The 16,938-nt window shown below is 69.5% G+C and carries 16 protein-coding genes and 1 pseudogene; 13 read left to right on the plus strand and 4 right to left on the minus strand.

All coding sequences use genetic code 11. The features are described from left to right. Position 1: 1 nt before the first annotated feature. Entirely contained in the window at positions 2-994 is a 993-nt protein-coding gene (rfbB, locus tag ACGFY5_RS23100) for a dTDP-glucose 4,6-dehydratase (protein WP_392722763.1), read from the minus strand. 86 nt (positions 995-1,080) lie between these two features. Between rfbB and ACGFY5_RS23105 the strand changes: the two genes are divergently transcribed. From ACGFY5_RS23105 to pafA, 5 genes are all read left to right on the plus strand, one after another. Next, a complete protein-coding gene (locus ACGFY5_RS23105) occupies positions 1,081-1,344 on the plus strand; it encodes a hypothetical protein (RefSeq protein ID WP_392722764.1) in 264 nt (87 codons plus the stop codon). Between the two features lie 76 nt (positions 1,345-1,420). Next, the gene (gene rfbA / locus ACGFY5_RS23110; RefSeq protein ID WP_392722766.1) at positions 1,421-2,287 is read left to right on the plus strand and encodes a glucose-1-phosphate thymidylyltransferase RfbA; all 867 of its coding nucleotides are present in this window, start codon (positions 1,421-1,423) and stop codon (positions 2,285-2,287) included. Positions 2,288-2,326: 39 nt separating this feature from the next. Then, positions 2,327-2,944: a class I SAM-dependent methyltransferase gene (locus ACGFY5_RS23115; protein ID WP_392722767.1), complete on the plus strand. Its 618-nt coding sequence runs from the start codon at positions 2,327-2,329 to the stop codon at positions 2,942-2,944. 29 nt (positions 2,945-2,973) lie between these two features. Beyond that, complete coding sequence (locus tag ACGFY5_RS23120) at positions 2,974-3,573, plus strand: dTDP-4-dehydrorhamnose 3,5-epimerase family protein (RefSeq protein ID WP_392722769.1); 600 nt, start codon at positions 2,974-2,976, stop codon at positions 3,571-3,573. A 90-nt stretch (positions 3,574-3,663) separates the two neighbouring features. After that, positions 3,664-5,022, plus strand: coding sequence for a Pup--protein ligase (gene pafA, locus ACGFY5_RS23125; RefSeq protein WP_035856327.1), 1,359 nt, complete (start codon positions 3,664-3,666; stop codon positions 5,020-5,022). A 148-nt stretch (positions 5,023-5,170) separates the two neighbouring features. Here the strand turns inward: pafA and ACGFY5_RS23130 are convergent, their stop codons facing one another. Continuing rightward, the gene (locus tag ACGFY5_RS23130) at positions 5,171-5,872 is read right to left on the minus strand and encodes a DUF4232 domain-containing protein (RefSeq protein WP_392722772.1); all 702 of its coding nucleotides are present in this window, start codon (positions 5,870-5,872) and stop codon (positions 5,171-5,173) included. A gap of 237 nt (positions 5,873-6,109) precedes the next feature. Between ACGFY5_RS23130 and ACGFY5_RS23135 the strand changes: the two genes are divergently transcribed. Further along, positions 6,110-7,282 carry a hypothetical protein gene (locus ACGFY5_RS23135; protein WP_392722775.1) on the plus strand — a complete coding sequence of 391 codons (1,173 nt, stop codon included), beginning with the start codon at positions 6,110-6,112 and terminating at the stop codon, positions 7,280-7,282. A gap of 174 nt (positions 7,283-7,456) precedes the next feature. Then, positions 7,457-8,611: a hypothetical protein gene (locus tag ACGFY5_RS23140; protein WP_392722777.1), complete on the plus strand. Its 1,155-nt coding sequence runs from the start codon at positions 7,457-7,459 to the stop codon at positions 8,609-8,611. A gap of 54 nt (positions 8,612-8,665) precedes the next feature. Here ACGFY5_RS23140 and ACGFY5_RS23145 read toward each other — a convergent pair whose 3' ends face one another. Further along, complete coding sequence (locus ACGFY5_RS23145; RefSeq protein ID WP_392722779.1) at positions 8,666-9,733, minus strand: DUF3866 family protein; 1,068 nt, start codon at positions 9,731-9,733, stop codon at positions 8,666-8,668. 153 nt (positions 9,734-9,886) lie between these two features. Here ACGFY5_RS23145 and ACGFY5_RS23150 point away from each other — a divergent pair. Beyond that, positions 9,887-11,002 (plus strand): annotated as a pseudogene (locus tag ACGFY5_RS23150) (helix-turn-helix transcriptional regulator); the annotation flags it as partial. A gap of 332 nt (positions 11,003-11,334) precedes the next feature. Continuing rightward, positions 11,335-12,306 (plus strand): helix-turn-helix transcriptional regulator, encoded by a 972-nt coding sequence (locus ACGFY5_RS23155; RefSeq protein ID WP_392722782.1) that lies wholly within the window; start codon positions 11,335-11,337, stop codon positions 12,304-12,306. A 414-nt stretch (positions 12,307-12,720) separates the two neighbouring features. Here ACGFY5_RS23155 and ACGFY5_RS23160 read toward each other — a convergent pair whose 3' ends face one another. Continuing rightward, positions 12,721-14,199 carry a DUF222 domain-containing protein gene (locus ACGFY5_RS23160; protein WP_392722784.1) on the minus strand — a complete coding sequence of 493 codons (1,479 nt, stop codon included), beginning with the start codon at positions 14,197-14,199 and terminating at the stop codon, positions 12,721-12,723. A 62-nt stretch (positions 14,200-14,261) separates the two neighbouring features. Here ACGFY5_RS23160 and ACGFY5_RS23165 point away from each other — a divergent pair, with 62 nt between their 5' ends. The 4 genes from ACGFY5_RS23165 (at position 14,262) to ACGFY5_RS23180 (ending at position 16,888) form a co-directional block, all read left to right on the plus strand. After that, positions 14,262-14,489 (plus strand): hypothetical protein, encoded by a 228-nt coding sequence (locus ACGFY5_RS23165; protein WP_392722785.1) that lies wholly within the window; start codon positions 14,262-14,264, stop codon positions 14,487-14,489. A 118-nt stretch (positions 14,490-14,607) separates the two neighbouring features. Further along, complete coding sequence (tatA, locus tag ACGFY5_RS23170; RefSeq protein ID WP_392722786.1) at positions 14,608-14,904, plus strand: Sec-independent protein translocase subunit TatA; 297 nt, start codon at positions 14,608-14,610, stop codon at positions 14,902-14,904. 59 nt (positions 14,905-14,963) lie between these two features. Continuing rightward, positions 14,964-15,857 (plus strand): twin-arginine translocase subunit TatC, encoded by an 894-nt coding sequence (tatC, locus tag ACGFY5_RS23175; protein ID WP_392723890.1) that lies wholly within the window; start codon positions 14,964-14,966, stop codon positions 15,855-15,857. A gap of 56 nt (positions 15,858-15,913) precedes the next feature. Continuing rightward, on the plus strand, positions 15,914-16,888 hold the full coding sequence (locus tag ACGFY5_RS23180; protein WP_392723892.1) for a diacylglycerol kinase family protein: 975 nt from the start codon (positions 15,914-15,916) through the stop codon (positions 16,886-16,888). Positions 16,889-16,938: the final 50 nt, after the last annotated feature.

Consider the following 16,938-nt stretch of genomic DNA (forward strand, 5'->3'; position numbering starts at 1 on the left):
CTTACTTCTCCAGTGCGGCGCGCTGCTTGAGGGGCTCCCACCAGTCGCGGTTGTCGCGGTACCAGGCGACGGTGTCGGTGAGGCCGGTGCCGAAGGGCACCTGGGGGGTGTAGCCGAGTTCGCGGTTGATCTTGGTGATGTCGACCGAGTAGCGCCGGTCGTGGCCCTTGCGGTCCTCGACGGGGGTGACGAACGTGTCCCAGTCGCGTCCGGTGGCGTCGAGCAGGAGTTGGGTGAGCTCGCGGTTGGTGAGCTCGGTGCCGCCGCCGATGTTGTAGACCTCGCCGGCGCGTCCGCCCTGCAGGGCGAGGTGGATGCCGCGGCAGTGGTCGTCGACGTGGAGCCAGTCGCGGACGTTGCCGCCGTCGCCGTAGAGGGGGACCGGCTTTTCGTCGAGGAGGTTGGTGACGAAGAGCGGGATGACCTTTTCGGGGAACTGGTAGGGCCCGTAGTTGTTGCTGCAGCGGGTGACCACGACGTCGACGTGGTGCGTGCGATGGTAGGCCAGCGCGAGCAGGTCCGAGGCGGCCTTGGACGCGGAGTACGGCGAGTTGGGTGCGAGGGGGTCGGTCTCGGGCCAGGAGCCGAGTTCGATGGAGCCGTAGACCTCGTCGGTGGAGACGTGCAGGAACCGGCCGGTGCCGTGGCGCTGGGCGGCGTCGAGAAGGGTCTGGGTGCCCAGGACGTTGGTGGTGACGAACTGGGCGGCGCCGAGGATGGAGCGGTCGACGTGGGATTCGGCGGCGAAGTGCACGACCGCGTCATGTCCGGGGACCAGATCGTTCACCAGATCGACATCGGTGATGTCGCCCTTGACGAACGTGTAGCGGGGGTTGTCGGCGACCGGCTCGAGGTTCGGCAGATTTCCCGAGTAGGTGAGGGAGTCCAGCACCGTCACCGACCACTCGTCCGCACCCGTGTATCCGCCGCTCAGGAGCGTGCGGACGTAATGCGATCCGATGAACCCGGCGCCGCCGGTGACAAGAATCCTCACGGGGACCGGAGTGTAGTCACCGGGGGCGACAGATCGTGAATCGCCGAGCCACGCATACGCCCGTCACTGTCGGGTATGTCCATTCCATGACTACCACGCCCGATTTTCCTAACCAATCGGTGGGTGAAGGGTCCGGTCTCCCTCGACCCGGAGACCCGGCGGCCGGCCGCTCCGCCGACGACGCCCACCGGGAAACACAGGTGGCGCCCGGCACGCTCGGGGCCGCGGGCGCGGTCGCCGCCGGTGACCTCGGCGTCGACGCGATCCCGGAGCTCAACGAGGACGCCGACGACAGCGGGTACAGCGCGCCGCCGGTCGAAGACGCGGGCGCGGACCCGGGGGCCAAGTAACCCCAGTCACTTAACGGAGGTTGAAGGCGTCCGGCGGGAAATACACGCGGTTACTGAATCGCGTAGGCTTCCCGCCGTGCGCGGAATCCTCCTGGCCGGCGGCACAGGTTCACGCTTGTGGCCGATTACTCACGCGGTGTCGAAGCAGCTCATGCCTGTGTTCGACAAACCGATGGTGTACTACCCGCTCTCGACGCTGATGTACGCGGGTGTTCGTGAGGTCCTTGTGATCACGACACCGGGTGACGCGGCGCAGTTCGAGAAGCTGCTCGGTGACGGGTCGCAGTGGGGGATGGACATCCAGTACGCGGTGCAGCCGTCTCCGGACGGTATCGCGCAGGCGTTCCTGATCGGTGAAGAGTTCATCGGTGACGAGCCGGTGGCTCTGGTGCTGGGCGACAACATCTTCCACGGCGCCGGTCTGGGCCGGCAGCTCTCGACCCACAACGGTTTGACCGGTGGGCGGGTGTTCGCCTACCCGGTGGCCAACCCCGAGGCCTACGGGGTGGTCGAGTTCGACGAGACCGGCACCGTGCTCTCCCTGGAGGAGAAGCCGGAGAAGCCGAAGAGCAAATATGTCGTACCGGGCCTGTACTTCTACGACAACCGGGTCGTGCAGATCACTCGCGGATTGGCGCCGAGTGCCCGGGGGGAGCTGGAGATCACCGCGGTCAACCAGGCCTACCTCGACGAGCACGCGTTGAAGGTCACGGTCCTCGACCGGGGGACCGCGTGGCTGGACACGGGCACGTTCACCTCGCTGGTGCAGGCCGCGGAGTATGTGCGGGTCATCGAGGAGCGCCAAGGCTTCAAGATCGGCTGCGTCGAAGAGGTGGCGTGGCGGCAGGGTTACATCGACGACGAGCAGCTGCGTGCCCTCGCCGAGCCGTTGCGCAAGTCCGGCTACGGCGACTACCTGATCGAGTTGCTCGGCGGCGCGTGAGTAAGGTGCCGTAAACCCCCGCTTACGGAAGGTCAGGACGTGGCAACGAACGAAGCACCGGGCACGGCGGGCGCGGACTACGCCGAGCGTCTCCAGCGGCTGGAAACCGCGCGCTGGAAGCAGGTGCTGAACGTCCAGGCTCCGTACCGGTGGAACCTGCGCCGCCTCGAACTCGGTCGCACGCTCGACGTCGGCTGCGGCATCGGCCGTAACCTGTCGCACCTCAAGGACGGCAAGAACCCGGAGCCGGTGGGCGTCGACCACAACGCCACGTCGATCGAGATCGCCCGCCGGCGCGGTTTCAGCGCGTACACCGTGGACGAGTTCCACGCGTCCGAGGACGCCAAGCCCGAAGCGTTCGACGCGATCCTCGCCTCGCACCTGGTCGAGCACCTGCTGGAGCCCGACGCGAAGGCCGTCGTCGAGTCGTACCTGCCGTACCTGCGCTCCGGCGGGCGCATCGTGTTCATCACGCCGCAGGAAAAGGGCTACACCACCGACGCGACCCACGTCCGGTTCAGCGGCTTCGACGAGGTCGGCGCGCTGGCCACGGACGTGGGCCTCGCGGTGGACAAGCAGTACTCGTTCCCGTTCCCGCGGTTCGCCGGGAAGTTCTTCGCCTACAACGAGTTCGTCACGGTCGCCCGCAAACCCTGACGGTCGGTGGGTGCCGCTACCGTGGCCGCGTGAAGATTCGACCCTTGAGCATCGACGGCGCGTGGGAAGTCACGCCGGTCCAGCACGGCGACCCCCGCGGCTTGTTCACCGAGTGGTACCGGTTCGATCATCTCGCGGAGGCGGTCGGGCATCCGCTGCGGCTCGCGCAGGGCAACCTCTCGGTGTCCGCGCGCGGTGTCGTACGGGGCATCCACTTCGCCGACGTGCCGCCGAGCCAGGCGAAGTACGTGATGTGCGTGCGCGGTGCGGTGGTGGACGTCATCGTCGACCTGCGCGTGGGGTCGCCGACCTACGGTCAGCACGAGATGGTGCGGCTCGACGACGTCGACCGGCGCGCGGTGTACATCGCCGAGGGCCTCGGGCACGGTTTCTGCGCGTTGAGCGACGACGCGACGCTGACCTACCTCTGCTCGGAGACGTTCGCGCCGACCCGCGAGCACGCGATCCACCCGCTGGATCCTGATCTCGCGATCGACTGGCCGGCTGATTCGCCCCAGCTCTCCTCGAAAGACGCAGCGGCTCCGTCGCTGGCCTCCGCGCTCGCGGACGGAACGCTGCCCAACTACAAAGAGTGCCAGGACTACTACGCGTTGCTGAACCAGGTCTGAACAGAAACGGAGAGCCATTGTCCTTAGGGGCAAATCGGGCACGCTCGCTGTTGCCGGGTGCGCGCGTGCTACGGCGGCTAATGTTCAGTCATGGAGCGGCGGATCTTCGGTCTCGAGACCGAGTACGGAGTCACGTGTACGTTCCGGGGCCAGCGGCGTCTCTCGCCCGACGAGGTGGCGCGGTACTTGTTCCGGCGCGTGGTCTCGTGGGGCCGGTCGAGCAATGTCTTTCTCCGCAACGGGGCCCGGCTGTACCTGGACGTGGGTTCCCACCCCGAGTACGCCACACCGGAGTGTGATTCGGTCGCCGACCTGGTCACGCACGACCGGGCCGGCGAGCGCATCCTCGAGGGTCTCCTGGTCGACGCCGAGCGTCGGCTGCGGGACGAGGGCATCGCCGGGGACATCTACCTGTTCAAGAACAACACCGACTCGGCCGGCAACTCGTACGGCTGCCACGAGAACTACCTGGTCTCGCGGCACGGGGAGTTCGCGCGGCTGGCCGACGTGCTCATCCCGTTCCTCGTCACCCGGCAGTTGATCTGCGGCGCCGGCAAGGTGCTGCAGACGCCGCGCGGCGCGGTGTACTGCCTGTCGCAGCGCGCCGAGCACATCTGGGAGGGCGTCTCGTCGGCGACCACCCGGTCGCGCCCGATCATCAACACCCGCGACGAGCCGCACGCCGACGCAGAGCGTTTCCGCCGGCTGCACGTCATCGTCGGCGACTCGAACATGAACGAGGTCACGACGCTGCTCAAGGTCGGCGCTGCCGACATCGTGCTGCGCATGATCGAGGCCGGCGTCACGATGAAGGACCTGACGCTGGAGAACCCGATCCGGGCGATCCGCGAGGTCTCGCACGACATCACCGGTCGGCGCACCGTGCGCCTGGCCAACGGCAAGGAAATCAGCGCGCTCGACATCCAGATGGAGTACCACTCCAAGGCGTCGGAGTTCGTCGAGCGGTACGGCGGCGGCCCGGCCGCGCGCCGCATCATCGACCTGTGGGGCCGGGTGCTCAAGGCGGTCGAGGGCGACGACCTGGCGTCGGTGGAGCGAGAGATCGACTGGGTCACGAAGCTCAAGCTGATCGAGCGGTACTCGGAGCGGCACGGGCTGTCGATGTCGAGTCCGCGGGTCGCTCAGCTCGACCTGGCCTATCACGACATCCGCCGTGGCCGGGGCGTGTTCCAGGTGATGGAGAAGCGCGGCGCGGTCGAGCGCACCACACGCGACCTGGACGTCTTCGCGGCCAAGTCGGTGCCGCCGCAGACGACGCGGGCGCGGCTGCGCGGCGAGTTCATCCGGAAGGCGCAGGAACGGCGCCGGGACTTCACGGTGGACTGGGTGCACCTGAAGCTGAACGACCAGGCGCAGCGCACGGTGCTGTGCAAGGACCCGTTCCGGTCCGTGGACGAGCGAGTGGATCGCCTGATCGCGAGCATGTGAGTAGGTGCCTCGAGGGCCCGCGCCGGTTGGGGCGCGAGCCCTCGAGGCCTCTACGACGACGAGTTTTCGGGGTAATGACGAGTTCCCGGCCTCATTTCGGGCCGCGGTAGGCCCGGGAAGTCGTCGAAGGCCCGAGAACTTGTCGCGCTTACCAGTTGATGATGTCCGTGGTCGTCGGCTGAAGAGACCCGATCACGATCGAACCCACCGGGAACCCCTTCTGCTCGGCCGTGGAGAAGCCGGTGAGCTGCGCAGGCGCGACGCTCGAGCCGGGCGCCCCGATCCGGAACCCGTCGCCGCTGCGGCAGCCGGTCGCGGTGGGCGGGCATCCACGCCACTGCAGTCCAGCGAATGCGGTCCGCTGCGGCTGTAGCGCCATCCCGACGGGCTGCCGCGGCTTGTTGACCTTCGTCGCCGGAACATCGACCGGCGTCCCGGCCTTCGTCAGCCCGACCGAGGGCCATCCACTCAGCGCACAGGTCTTCGTCCCGGTGTTCCGCAGCGCGACGAGCCCGACGCCCGGCCCATTCTTGCTGGTCCCCAGCTGGCGGATCACGCGGACGTCCAGCCCGGCGGTCTTGCACGGGCCGAGGTTGTGCGGCGGAGGCGGCGGCGCCTGAGTCGCCGGCGTTGGCGGCTTGGTGGACCCGAGCGCCGGCGGTGTAGCGGTGAGCACGGGCTCGAGTGGTTGTGAACTAGCCGCTTCCTCGTCCTCGGCCTCGGTCGTGTAGGGCGCCACCCCACCCGGCGGCCGGACGTTCGGCGTTGCGTCATTGCCCGACCCGCCGCAGGCGCCCACAGCGAGGATCGCGCCGAGCCCCAGCAGCGCTCCGACCGTGCGTGCCCCCATACGCCCACCCCGTCCGCCGCTCGTCGCCCGGCACCGATCAGCCGTTACGCGCTTGCGCCCAGCGTGCCCTCGGTTCGGGTCAATCCAGCTCAGACGCGCCGAGATTGGGTCAATATGTGCTTGAAACTAAATAATACTGGCTAAACGAACATATCGACTATCAGTCGCCGTGGAATACGAGGCTCGCGTGGCCACCGTTCACCGGCGTGCCCCGTAGCTCTCGAGAGGATCCGCGAGATGCAGTTGGTTCATCAGCGGCGCCGCCGACTCGGCTCGGCCTGTTTGGCAACAACCGCCCTCATCGGCGCCGGTCTGGTTCCTGCCGCCGCCCGGGCCGCCGACGTCGTCGGCACGATCACGGTCACCTCGCCGTCCAACGCGAGGATCGCCGCGGGCTCGGCGAAACAGGTGCTGGCGTTCTCGGTCTCCGGCGCCGACGTTCCCGCGCTGTCCGAGGACAACGTCAACGACGTCAGCCTGAAGGGAAACAACGCGTCCGGCGCCGCGACGACCTGTGTCGTGACCTACGTGGTGACCAGCTCGACCACGATCATCGGCAAGACGGCCACGAACTGCGCGATCCTCGGTGCCGCGAGCCTCGTCGTCACGATCGGCACGGACACGCTGGTCAAGACGAACGCGCTCACGCTGGTCACGCCGCCGTCGATCGCCGATGTCGGCGGCACCGTGCCGCCAGTGATCAACGACAACAGTGTGCTCTTGAACGCGGCGAACCAGACCGCGCGGTTCTCGGCGACCGGCGGCCAGACGGTACGCGTGCGGGCCGGCGCGTCATTCGGGTTCGATCCGACGGTGGCCGCCGGGCTCGCCGTCACGATGAACGGCAAGGCGGGCTCCAACTTCAAGGTGTTCACCGGGTCGACCGGCCTCGGGGCGCTCGTCCAGACCACGACGTCGTCCACGCCGGGCAACTCGATGACGTTCACGACCGGCGCCGGTATGACGCCCGGCCCCGTGTCGCTCACGATCACCCAGGGCGGCATCACCAAGACGTTCACGGCGACCGCGACCTCCAACGGGCCCACCCCGACCGTCGTCAGCCTGCCGAGCATCACCAGCCTCTCGGTCCCTGGCGGTCGTGCTTCCCAGCAGGTCTCGACGACGATCACCGGGACCGGCCTACCCCGGGCGCTCGGCGACGCCCAGGACCCCTCGAAGTGGTTGATCACCTTTTGCGGCGCCGCAGTGGTGGGTTCTGACGTCACTGCCGTCAACGACACGGGCACATCGGTCACCGTGAACGTCCCGCCCGTCTCGGGTCTCAGCCCGGGGCTCGGGGCGGGCGTCTACGCCGGCATCTGCCCGGTGGCGGTCACCGACCTGACCCAGAACCCAGACCAGACCAGCCCGGTCGCTCTCGGGGCGTACTACACGGTGCTGGCCGAGTAGACGGCGGGTAATCGTTGCGGCCCGGTCTGGAGTCCCCGGACCGGGCCGCGTCAACTTAAGTGACATATCGCCTAGAAAAGGACAAAAGCGGTGTTAGTCTCCGTGGGAACACGAGGCTCGTGCGGCCACCGTTCACCGGCGTGCCGCGCAGCACCCGAGAGGACTCTGCGAAAAATGTCATTCGCTCATTCGCGGCGGCTGCGCCGCGTCGTTGCTCCTGCGCTGGCGGCCGCTGCCGCCAGCGTCGTCGTCTCAGCGATCCTGCCGCCGGCAGCAGCTCAGGCCGCCGCCATCACCGGAACCATCACGGTCAGCTCACCGGCCAACGCCAAGGTCGCCGCGCTGACGAATAAGCAGGTGGTGAATTTGACGGTGGCTGGCGCTGCGGTGCCAGCGCTGTCCGAAGATAGCGTTACCCAGGTTGGTCTGGGTGCGTCCCCGTGCGACAACATCACCAGCTACGTCGTGACGAGCGCTACGACGATCTCCATCAAGACGCCGGCCACGTGTCCGGCCGGAGCCGCCGACATCGTCATCACGTTCTCGAACGGCGACACGCTGACCAAGACCGGCGGCATCACGTTCGTCACCCCACCGGCGATCGAGGCGGTCGCCAACAAGCCGTTGATCAATGACAACAGCGCGCTGCTGGCGACGGCCAACCAATCGCGTCGTTTCGGCACCGGCGGTGGGCAGGTCGTGCGGGTGAAGGCCGACCCGGCCTTCGCCTTCGACCCGCGGTCGACGTCTGCGCTGGCGGTCACGCTCAACGGCAAACCCGGCACGAATGTCAAGGTCTACGCCGACGCGAGTTCGAGCACACCGATCACTACCGTGGCGGGTGCGATCAGCGCCCTGAACGGAAACTCACTGACGTTCACCACCGGGGCCGGCATGACCGCTGGTGACCCGGTGCTCACGATCACCCAGGACGGCGTCAGCAAGACGTTCCAGGTTGCGGCGTTGGGTGGCGCGGGCTCGGTCGTGGCGGCTCCGATCGTCACCGGTCTGTCGGTGGACGCCGGGCGAGCGAACCAGACGAACCTGGCGACGGTCATCACCGGCACCAACCTGCCGAAGGTGCTCGCCGACGCCAACGACTCGTCGAAGTGGCTGATCCGGTTCTGCAGCGCGACCGCAACCGCCACCGCGGCGAACGCGGCGGGCACGTCGCTCACGGTGACCGTGCCGAACAACCTGGCCGGCGACGCCGCTGGCCTCGGCGCCAGCACCTACTCGGGCAACTGCTCGGTGACGGTGTCGGACGTGGTGGCCTCGCAAACGAGCGCGATCACTGCGGGCTCGCACTACGCGGTGCTCGCGGAGTAAGTCGACCCGACGCTGCGGCCCGGTCCTCGTCGCGAGGGCCGGGCCGCAGCGTGTTCAGACCAGGGAAGCGGCGTGGCGGCCCGCTGCGGCGGCTGATTCGAAGTAGATGCGGTCCTCGTCCAGGGGGCGGCCCATGGAGGAGAGCCTCAAGGGAAGAGCGCGCAGGGCCCCGTCCAAGTCGTGGGTTGGTACGCGCACCAGGCGATGCCGATCCGGCAACCCGGCGAGCTGCTCCTCGACCCGGTCCTCCAACGACGACGGCAGCGGCGAAGGCACGACGAGATCCGCCGGCGCCAGCGCGACCCGTCCGTACGCTGTCAACGAGTGATGCGAAATCCCCAGGTGCCGTTCCCGGGCGTCACCCGACGAGATCCGCAGCGATCCGATCGGACGGCCTTCCAGCACGGAGATCGCGTTCACCGCCTCGCCGACCGCCACCCCCGAGAACCCCCACGGCGTCCCCGTGCCGAGGTTCCCCGGCCCCTGGGCGACGATCGCCACGTCCGCCGACAGCACGTGCCGCGCCGCCAGCAGACCCGTGTGCAGCGTCACCGCCTCCAGGTCGCCCCCGAACGCCTGACCCACGGTCACCGTGCCCACGAGCAACGAAGCGTCCCGCAGAGTGGCAACGGCGCGCGAGAACCACAGTGGCAACGCCCCGCCGTCGGTCATCACGTAGACGACCCGCGGCCCGGGCCCCACGCCTGCCAGGATCGCCGGCAACGCAGAGTGCAGGTCAGCCACCACGACCGGCATCCCGTCTAGCGAGGCGTCCGACGCCAGCACCACGTGATGCGGCGAATCCTGCTCGTCCACCCCTAGGACCGTCACCTGTCCAGGCGTGTACCGCGCCTTCACCATGTGCCCGGGTCCGGCCACTACGTCGGGGTCCGGAGGCAGCCGATCAGGTAGCGCTATGACCAGCGCATATCCACCGGTCCCCAACCCGAGCGACAATGCGGTCGTGTTCAGCAGGACGGCGTCGCCCTCGACGGGCGTACCCACCATGGCGGGGTAAGCCAGCGCACGTACCGGGGCCCCCTCAACGGAAACCGATAGCTCGAGCGCCCCCGCCCAAGCCCGCCCAACAGACGAAACAACTCCGCGCCGCCACCGAATCACGCCGCACACCGTAACCGAGCCCGCGCGCCACTCCACGCCGCCGCGGTCCGCGATCCGTGACCGACGCAGCGCCCTGCGGATCTCGGGATCCGTCGTCAACAGGCGGCCAGGCAGCGCCACGCCGGTCGTCGAAGTGAAGTAGCGTCGTTCGGTGTGTCCCGTCGACGCACCGAACGCCTGGTCAACCTGCTCCTCTGCCTGCTCTCGACCCGCCGGTACCTCACGGCTGCGCAGATCGCCGCCATCGTGCCCGGATACGAGCATGAGGAAGAAGACCCGAAATCGCACGAAGCGTTCCAGCGCATGTTCGAGCGCGACAAAGGTGAGCTCCGCGACCTCGGTGTCCCGTTGGAGACCGGCACGAACAGCGTCTTCGACACCGAACCCGGCTACCGCGTCACCCGCGGTGACTACGCGCTCCCCGAAGTCCATCTCGACCCGGAGGAAGCCGCAGCCGTCGGCATCGCGGCCCGCCTCTGGCACCACGCCGAGCTCTCCACCGCGGCCTCCAGCGGACTCACCAAGCTCCGCGCCGGCGGCGTCGACCTCGTCGACGGTCCGCCCCTCGGCATCGAACCCGTCGTCAACGCGGATCCCGCGCTCACCCCCATGCTCGGCGCGATCGACGTCCGCCGCGCCGTGAAGTTCAAGTACCGCACCCCCCGCGACGACCAGCCCCGCCAGCGGCGGCTCCAGCCCTGGGGCGTGGTGAGCTGGCGCGGCCGCTGGTACGTGGTCGGCCACGACCTCGACCGCAACGCCACCCGTTGCTTCCGCCTCTCCCGCATCGTCGGCGCCGTCAGCCAGTTCGGACAGCTCAACGCGTTCTCCGCGCCCGACGACCTCGACCTCCTCGCCCAGGTCCAGGCTTTCGACCCCGAACCGACCGACCAGAAACCCGCCCGCGTCCGCGTGCGGGTCGGTTCCGCGGCAGGTCTGCGTCGGTGGGCCGAGGATGTCCGGCCCGAGGAACAAGCAAATCCAGAACTACTGGAGGCTGACGTCAGTCAAGCCGCCATCGATCGCCGGGTGACCGTGGACGACCCGGAGGCTCCGGTGGCCGAGACCCCGCCGCCGGACGACGTCGACGAGGACGAGTGCGGCGAACCGGCTGCCGACGCCAAAGCCGCCTGGGACGTCGTGACGTTGCGTTACTCCGACCCGGAGGCGCTCGCGATCCGGCTGGCCGGGTACGGCTCGACGGTCGTCGTCCTGTCCCCACCCGACGTGCGGCAGGCAGTCATCCGTCACCTCACCCGGATGGCAGCAGGCATTCCCACCCCCCGCCCCGCCGGTGACCGCGAAAGCCGCCGCGCCGCCGCTCCCGTGCGACCCTCTGCGCGCCCCGTGTCCGGCGCCGAGCAGAGCGCATCCGGCACCGCGTCCGCGACCGGGTCCGGCGCCGCGACCGGGTCCGGCACCGGGTCCGGCACCGGGTCCGGCACCGCGGCCGGCACCGCGACCGGTGCCGCGACGGCGACCGGCGCAGGCACGCGCACCGGCGCCAGCACCCGCTCCGGCGAGAGCCGCGCCGCGCGGTCTGATTCGCCGCGGGAAGCCCCGGCCACCGCGTCCGGCGGTCGGCAGAAGGGGCCGGCGCGATGAGTGGGTCCGGAACCGAGCGGCTCGCTCGTCTGCTCGCGCTCGTGCCGTACCTGCAGGCACGGCCCGGCGCGCTGATCTCCGAGGTCGCGGCCGATCACGACGTCTCCGAACGGCAGTTGCGCGACGACCTGCAGCTGCTGTTCGTCTGCGGGCTGCCAGGTTACGGTCCCGGTGACCTGATCGACATGTCCCTCGACGACGACACCGTCACGCTGACCTACCACGCCGAGCTCGACCGGCCGCTGCGCCTCACCGCTGACGAGGCCCTCGCGCTGATCGTCGCCCTCCGTGCCCTCGGCGAGACGCCCGGAGTCGACGACGCCGCGGTCAGCCGTGCGCTGGCCAAGGTCGAGAACGCGGCGGGGGAGGCCGGTCGGTCCGCTCAGCGCGTGGCGATCACCGGCGGTTACGAGGACACGGGGCTCGCCGCCCGCGTGCGCGGGGCCCTCGAGCGTGGTCGTGCGCTGCGGATCGTCTACTACACCGCCGGGCGCGACGCGACGAGCGAGCGCGTCATCGACCCGATGCGGATGCTCGTCGTCGACGGCCGCGCGTACCTGGAAGCGTGGTGCCGGCGCGCCGAGGCGATCCGGATGTTCCGGCTCGACCGCATCGACGAGCTGACCGAGCTGGAGGAGCCGTCCGTGCCCGCCAGGGGAGTGGCAGCCACGTCCGACGGGGGCTTCCGGCTCGCCGACGGTGCGGTGTTCGAACCTCCGGCCGACAGCCCGCTCGTGACGCTCCGTGTCGGCCTCGGCAGCCGATGGGTCACCGAGTATTACCCCTGCGAGGACGTCCGGGCCGAGTCCGGTGGCACGTGGCTGGTCACGCTCAAGGCGAGCGACCTCGAGTGGGCCCGGCGCCTCGTGATGGGTCTCGGCGAGGACGCCGAGGTCGTCGGCCCACCCGAACTGGTCGAGCTGGTCCGCTCCGAAGCCCGCGCCGCCCTAGCCGCGTACACGACCTGACCCATAGCCAGTAGGCCGCCCGCCGCAGCACCTCGCCGTTCCGGTGCCCCGCACGTCCCCGTCCGGGCCACCAGCGCATCGCGATGCCGGGCCGCGCGAGCGTGCTGCGCTCCCGTGCTGCCCTCGCGCGCCCCTGTGGCTGGCTGGTACCCCTAACCGGGGCGTGCGGGAACTGCGTCCCTGCCTCGCGCCGCCTCGCGCCTCGCGCTGCCGCGCCCGCCCCGCGCCCCGCGCGGCCCCGCCCGCGCTGTCCGCGCCCCGCGTGGCTCCGCCCGCGCTGCCCGCGCCCCGCGTGGCTACGCCCGCGCTGCCCGCGCCCCGCGTGGCTACGCCCGCGCTGCCCGCGCCCCGCGCGGCGGGGTTTGGGCATGCCGATGGGCCGGGCGGAGGCGCCCGGCTGGTGTTCGGCGGCGGCTATCTCGGGGGTGCGGGGAGGACGGTGCCGTCCGGACGGAAGAAGGTGGCTTCGTTTCCGTCGAACTCCACGCGCCAGCCGTCGTCGTGGACGCGGTGGTGGTGGAACGAGCACAAGGAGAGGAGATTGCCCAGGTCGGTGGGGCCGCCCTGGGTCCACGGCACCACGTGGTGGGCTTCGGTCCACTGCGGGGGACGCGTGCAGTGCGGGAAGCGGCACCCCTTGTCGCGGACCACCAGGGCCCGGTGCTGAGTGGTCGTCACGAGCCGGGCGCGTCGGCCCATCGCGAGCGGGACATCGCCGGGGCCGAGGACGACCCGGGTGATCATCGCGTCGCAGGCCAGCCGGTGCAGTGCGGCCGAAGGAAGGTAGTCGCCGTACTCGGTGACCGCTCCATCGCCGGGTGCGGGAATTCGCCCGAACCGCAGCCGTTCGCTGCTCGCTGAGAGCCCGCCGGACACCGGGTCGCTACCCGAGCCGCCAAACACCGTGACGCCCGTCGCGGAGTCGGACGTGGCGGCGGACGCCGGTTCGGGGGCGGTGAGCCAAGCGGTGACCAGGTTCCAGTCCCAGTCGACCTCGAAGTCCCAGCCGTGGGCCGGGTCCCAGCCGGGGTCGGGGTTGAACGGCCCGCCTCCCTCGGCCGATGCGGGCGGCACGGGGTGCGTGGGCTCGGCGAAGGGGTCGTCGGCGAAGACGGTGCGCCCGTCCGGAAGGTGGCGCAGATCCGCGGCCTGGACCAGCACCATGAGGTGAGGGCGCTCACCGCCGCTGGTCGGCGGATCCAGCGACTCCAGCGCCTTCTTGAACAGCGCCATCAACTCGTCGTGGCGCCACTCAGCGGCCGTACCGGTATCGCCGGGCGAACGCGGCGGCAGGCTCCGCAGATACGTCTCGATCATTCCGCCGAACTCCGGCGACAACCCGCCCCGCAGATCCCAGACCTTGCCGTAGGTCTGCGCCAGGTAGACCGCGAACTCCGGCTCCGGCGGATCGTCCTTCGGCGGTACCAGGTGATCCTTGATGCGCTGCGCGATCTTGCGCAGATCTGCGGCATGAAGGCGCAGGGCATGTGGAAACAATAGGGCCTCGGCGCGGGCCACCAGCGCCGGCTCGACCTTCTCCACGGCGCGGGCCAGCCACACCCCGACCGCAGCGTGCTCACGGGTGATCTCGGCAGTGTTCAACGCCTCCTGGAACCGCGGGATCTGCGGCAACACCACCGCGGTCGTCACCCGGCTGGCCGCCTCCCGCGGCGACAGGCGCATCCCGCCCTGCATCCACGCGCTCGTCGACCGTGACCCGTCGTACGCTCCGGCACCCCGCGAGTGCACCGCCGCCAACGCGGCCGCCTGCCCTGCCTCGGCCAGCCGAAGCAGCTGCTCCCACTCGCGGACACGCTCGAGTTGCGCCTCGTCGGAGAAGCCACCGAGGTCTTCGGCAGCCAGCTCCCGCATCGCCGCAGCAATCGAACTCATGTACGAAATATTAGCGGACCCCACCGACTAAATCGCCGTCCACCAGCGGTAGGGTGAGGACTGTGACCCTTGCGAGCTGGATCGTCGTAGCGCTGGTCGTGGTGGGCGTCGTCCTTCTGGGCTTGGTGGCCGCTCCGCTGCTGCCGAAGCTCCGCCGCCTCAAGAACGCGGGCGACGTTCTCAAGGACAAGGCAGACGAGGCGCAGACGTTGCAGACTGAGCTCGAGACGCTCCAGGCTCGCGTGCTCGAGGTGCAGGCGAAGGTCGAAGCGATCCGTCCGGCACGCTGACCGGAGGAGCAAATGAGCCTAGGGCAGGTCGTTCGGCCTCGGTCCTAGGGCCTATCCTTCCGATCGGTGGGCCGGTGAGACGTACGATGAACCGGTATCCGATTCGAGAGGTGTCGTCATGGGTGCTCTCAAGCCCTGGCATATCGCAGTGCTCGTCGTCGTGCTGCTCTTGCTGTTCGGCGCGAAGCGACTGCCCGATGCGGCGCGCGGCCTCGGTCGTTCGTTGCGGATCTTCAAGGCCGAAACCGAAGGCTTGATGAAGGACGACGTCAAGGGCAAGGCGGAAGCCAAGCACGAACGTGCGCCGCTGACCGACGAGCGAGGCGACCCGGCCGACCAGTTCGGCGATCGGCAGACCCCGGTCGTCGATTCCCGGGTGGTCGACTCGCGGAGCGAGACCCGCGACCAGCGGTGAGCCCAGCGCTGCGGCTGCGCCGGCGGACGCCGAAGAGGACGATCTCGCCGGACGGCTCGATGACGCTCATGGAGCACATCCGTGAGTTGCGTGACCGCCTGTTCAAGGCGTGCCTGGGAATTCTGCTGGGTCTGTGCATCGGCTTGTACTTCTCGAAGCCGGTGGAGCGGTTCCTCACCGATCCGTACTGCGAGCGGTTCACCGCGGGGTGCTCGTTCAACGCGGCCACCCCGCTCGAGCCCACGATCGTCCGACTGAAGATCGCGCTCTACCTGGGCCTGATCATCGCGTCGCCGATCTGGCTGTACCAGCTGTGGGCGTTCATCGCGCCCGGGCTGCACTCGCGGGAGCGCAAGTGGGCCTACGGGTTCATCGCGTTCGCGGTGCCGCTGTTCTGCGCCGGTGCGGTGCTCGCGCACTTCGTCATCGCGAAGGGCATCCAGTTCCTGTTGCCCGTCGACGGGGACTATCAACTCACCACGAACATCGCCGGCTACATCGACTTCGTCACCGGGATGCTGCTCATCTTCGGTGTCGGGTTCGAGTTCCCGCTGATCGTGTTCATGCTGAACCTCGCGGGCGTGGCCAGCGCCAAGCGTCTGCTCGGTTGGTGGCGGGCGGCGGTGTTCCTGACGTTCGCGTTCACCGCGATCGTCACGCCGACGCCCGACCCGTTCGGCATGACCGCGCTCGGCGCGTGCATGACCGCGTTGTACTTCGCCGCGGTCGGCGCCGCGTTCCTCAACGAACGGCGTCGTGCTCGCGCCGCCGCCAAGGTCTACGCCGGTCTCAGCGACGACGAGGCCTCCGAGATCGAGAACGTGATCGATCCGGTCGAGACGAGTGGCCCGGTCCGGAAGAGTGGTCCGGTCGAGACGAGTGGCCCGGTCCGGAAGAGTGGTCCGGTCGAGCCGAGCGAGGCTCCCCGTCCGACGCGCGAAGAAGACCTCTGACCAGTAGGACGGAATCCGCTCGCACCGACAGGTGTGGGCGGATTCGTCGGTTGGTGGTGCTGGCCCATCCGCAAGCTGGGCGCGGGCAGGTGGGGCGGCATCTGTCCGCGGTGCTGGAGGCACTCGGTCCGGCTGACCCACTGCTTCTCCCCGCAGCCACGCGTGTCGACGCCATGAGTGCGGTCAGTGCAGCTGTCGAGGCGGACGCTCTGGGCGTGGTCGCCGTGGGTGGTGACGGCACGGCGCACCTCGCGCTGCAGGCCGTGGCCGGCACGCAGGTCCCGCTCGGGCTTGTGCCGCTGGGAACCGGCAACGACCTGGCCGACGCGGTCGGCGTCCCCAAGAACCCGATCGCCGCCGCCCGGGCGATCCTCGCGGACCTGGCCAACTCCCGGCAGCTGGCAATCGACGCCGTCCAGGTGGAACGAGTCCGCGCGGCCGGCGACTCCGCGGATGCCGAACCGGCCGTTGGCGGCCAGGCAGGCGGGCCGCCGCCCGACCACGTACCACCGCACGGGGGAAAGGCCTGGTACGCGGCCATCCTCTCCGTCGGATTCGACTCCGCGGTCAACGCCCGAGCCAACCGCATGCGCTGGCCCCGCGGACCCCGCCGCTACGACCTGGCGATCCTCGCCGAACTGGCCCGCCTCCGCACCTACCAACTCACGCTGGACCTCGACGGCACCACCGTCGAAACCCCCGCCCTGCTCGCCGCCATCGGCAACACCCGCAGCTACGGCGGCGGCATGCGCATGTGCCCGTCCGCCGACCCCACCGACGGCCTGCTCGACGTCACGATCGTCGAACCGGTCAGCCGGCTCGAGCTCATCCGCGTCAAGCCGCGCCTGTACTCGGGCACCCACGTCGATCACCCTGCGGTCCGTACCTACCGCGCCTCCCAGATCCAGATCGACGCCCCGGGCGCGGCCGTTTTCGCCGATGGGGAGCTACAGGGCTCGCTGCCCCTGCGTCTGACCGCCGTACCCGGTGCTCTGCGCCTGATCGGGGCGTCGGGGCAACCCTCGACCTGACCGTGATACCGCTCAACCTCGGCTCGCACGTGCCGATAGGCGGAGTGGAC

The sequence above is a fragment of the Cryptosporangium sp. NPDC048952 genome (genome assembly GCF_043197895.1).
Classification (GTDB): Bacteria; Actinomycetota; Actinomycetes; order Mycobacteriales; family Cryptosporangiaceae; genus Cryptosporangium.

Excerpts from the sequence above, each read along its gene's own strand:
- ACGFY5_RS23140 (WP_392722777.1), top strand. The coding sequence starts at position 7,457 with ATGTCATTCGCTCATTCGCGGCGGCTGCGCCGCGTCGTTGCTCCTGCG.
- pafA (WP_035856327.1), top strand. The coding sequence starts at position 3,664 with ATGGAGCGGCGGATCTTCGGTCTCGAGACCGAGTACGGAGTCACGTGT.
- ACGFY5_RS23105 (WP_392722764.1), top strand. The coding sequence starts at position 1,081 with ATGACTACCACGCCCGATTTTCCTAACCAATCGGTGGGTGAAGGGTCC.
- tatC (WP_392723890.1), top strand. The coding sequence starts at position 14,964 with ATGACGCTCATGGAGCACATCCGTGAGTTGCGTGACCGCCTGTTCAAG.
- ACGFY5_RS23155 (WP_392722782.1), top strand. The coding sequence starts at position 11,335 with ATGAGTGGGTCCGGAACCGAGCGGCTCGCTCGTCTGCTCGCGCTCGTG.
- ACGFY5_RS23160 (WP_392722784.1), bottom strand. The coding sequence starts at position 14,199 with ATGAGTTCGATTGCTGCGGCGATGCGGGAGCTGGCTGCCGAAGACCTC.
- ACGFY5_RS23130 (WP_392722772.1), bottom strand. The coding sequence starts at position 5,872 with ATGGGGGCACGCACGGTCGGAGCGCTGCTGGGGCTCGGCGCGATCCTC.
- tatA (WP_392722786.1), top strand. The coding sequence starts at position 14,608 with ATGGGTGCTCTCAAGCCCTGGCATATCGCAGTGCTCGTCGTCGTGCTG.
- ACGFY5_RS23135 (WP_392722775.1), top strand. The coding sequence starts at position 6,110 with ATGCAGTTGGTTCATCAGCGGCGCCGCCGACTCGGCTCGGCCTGTTTG.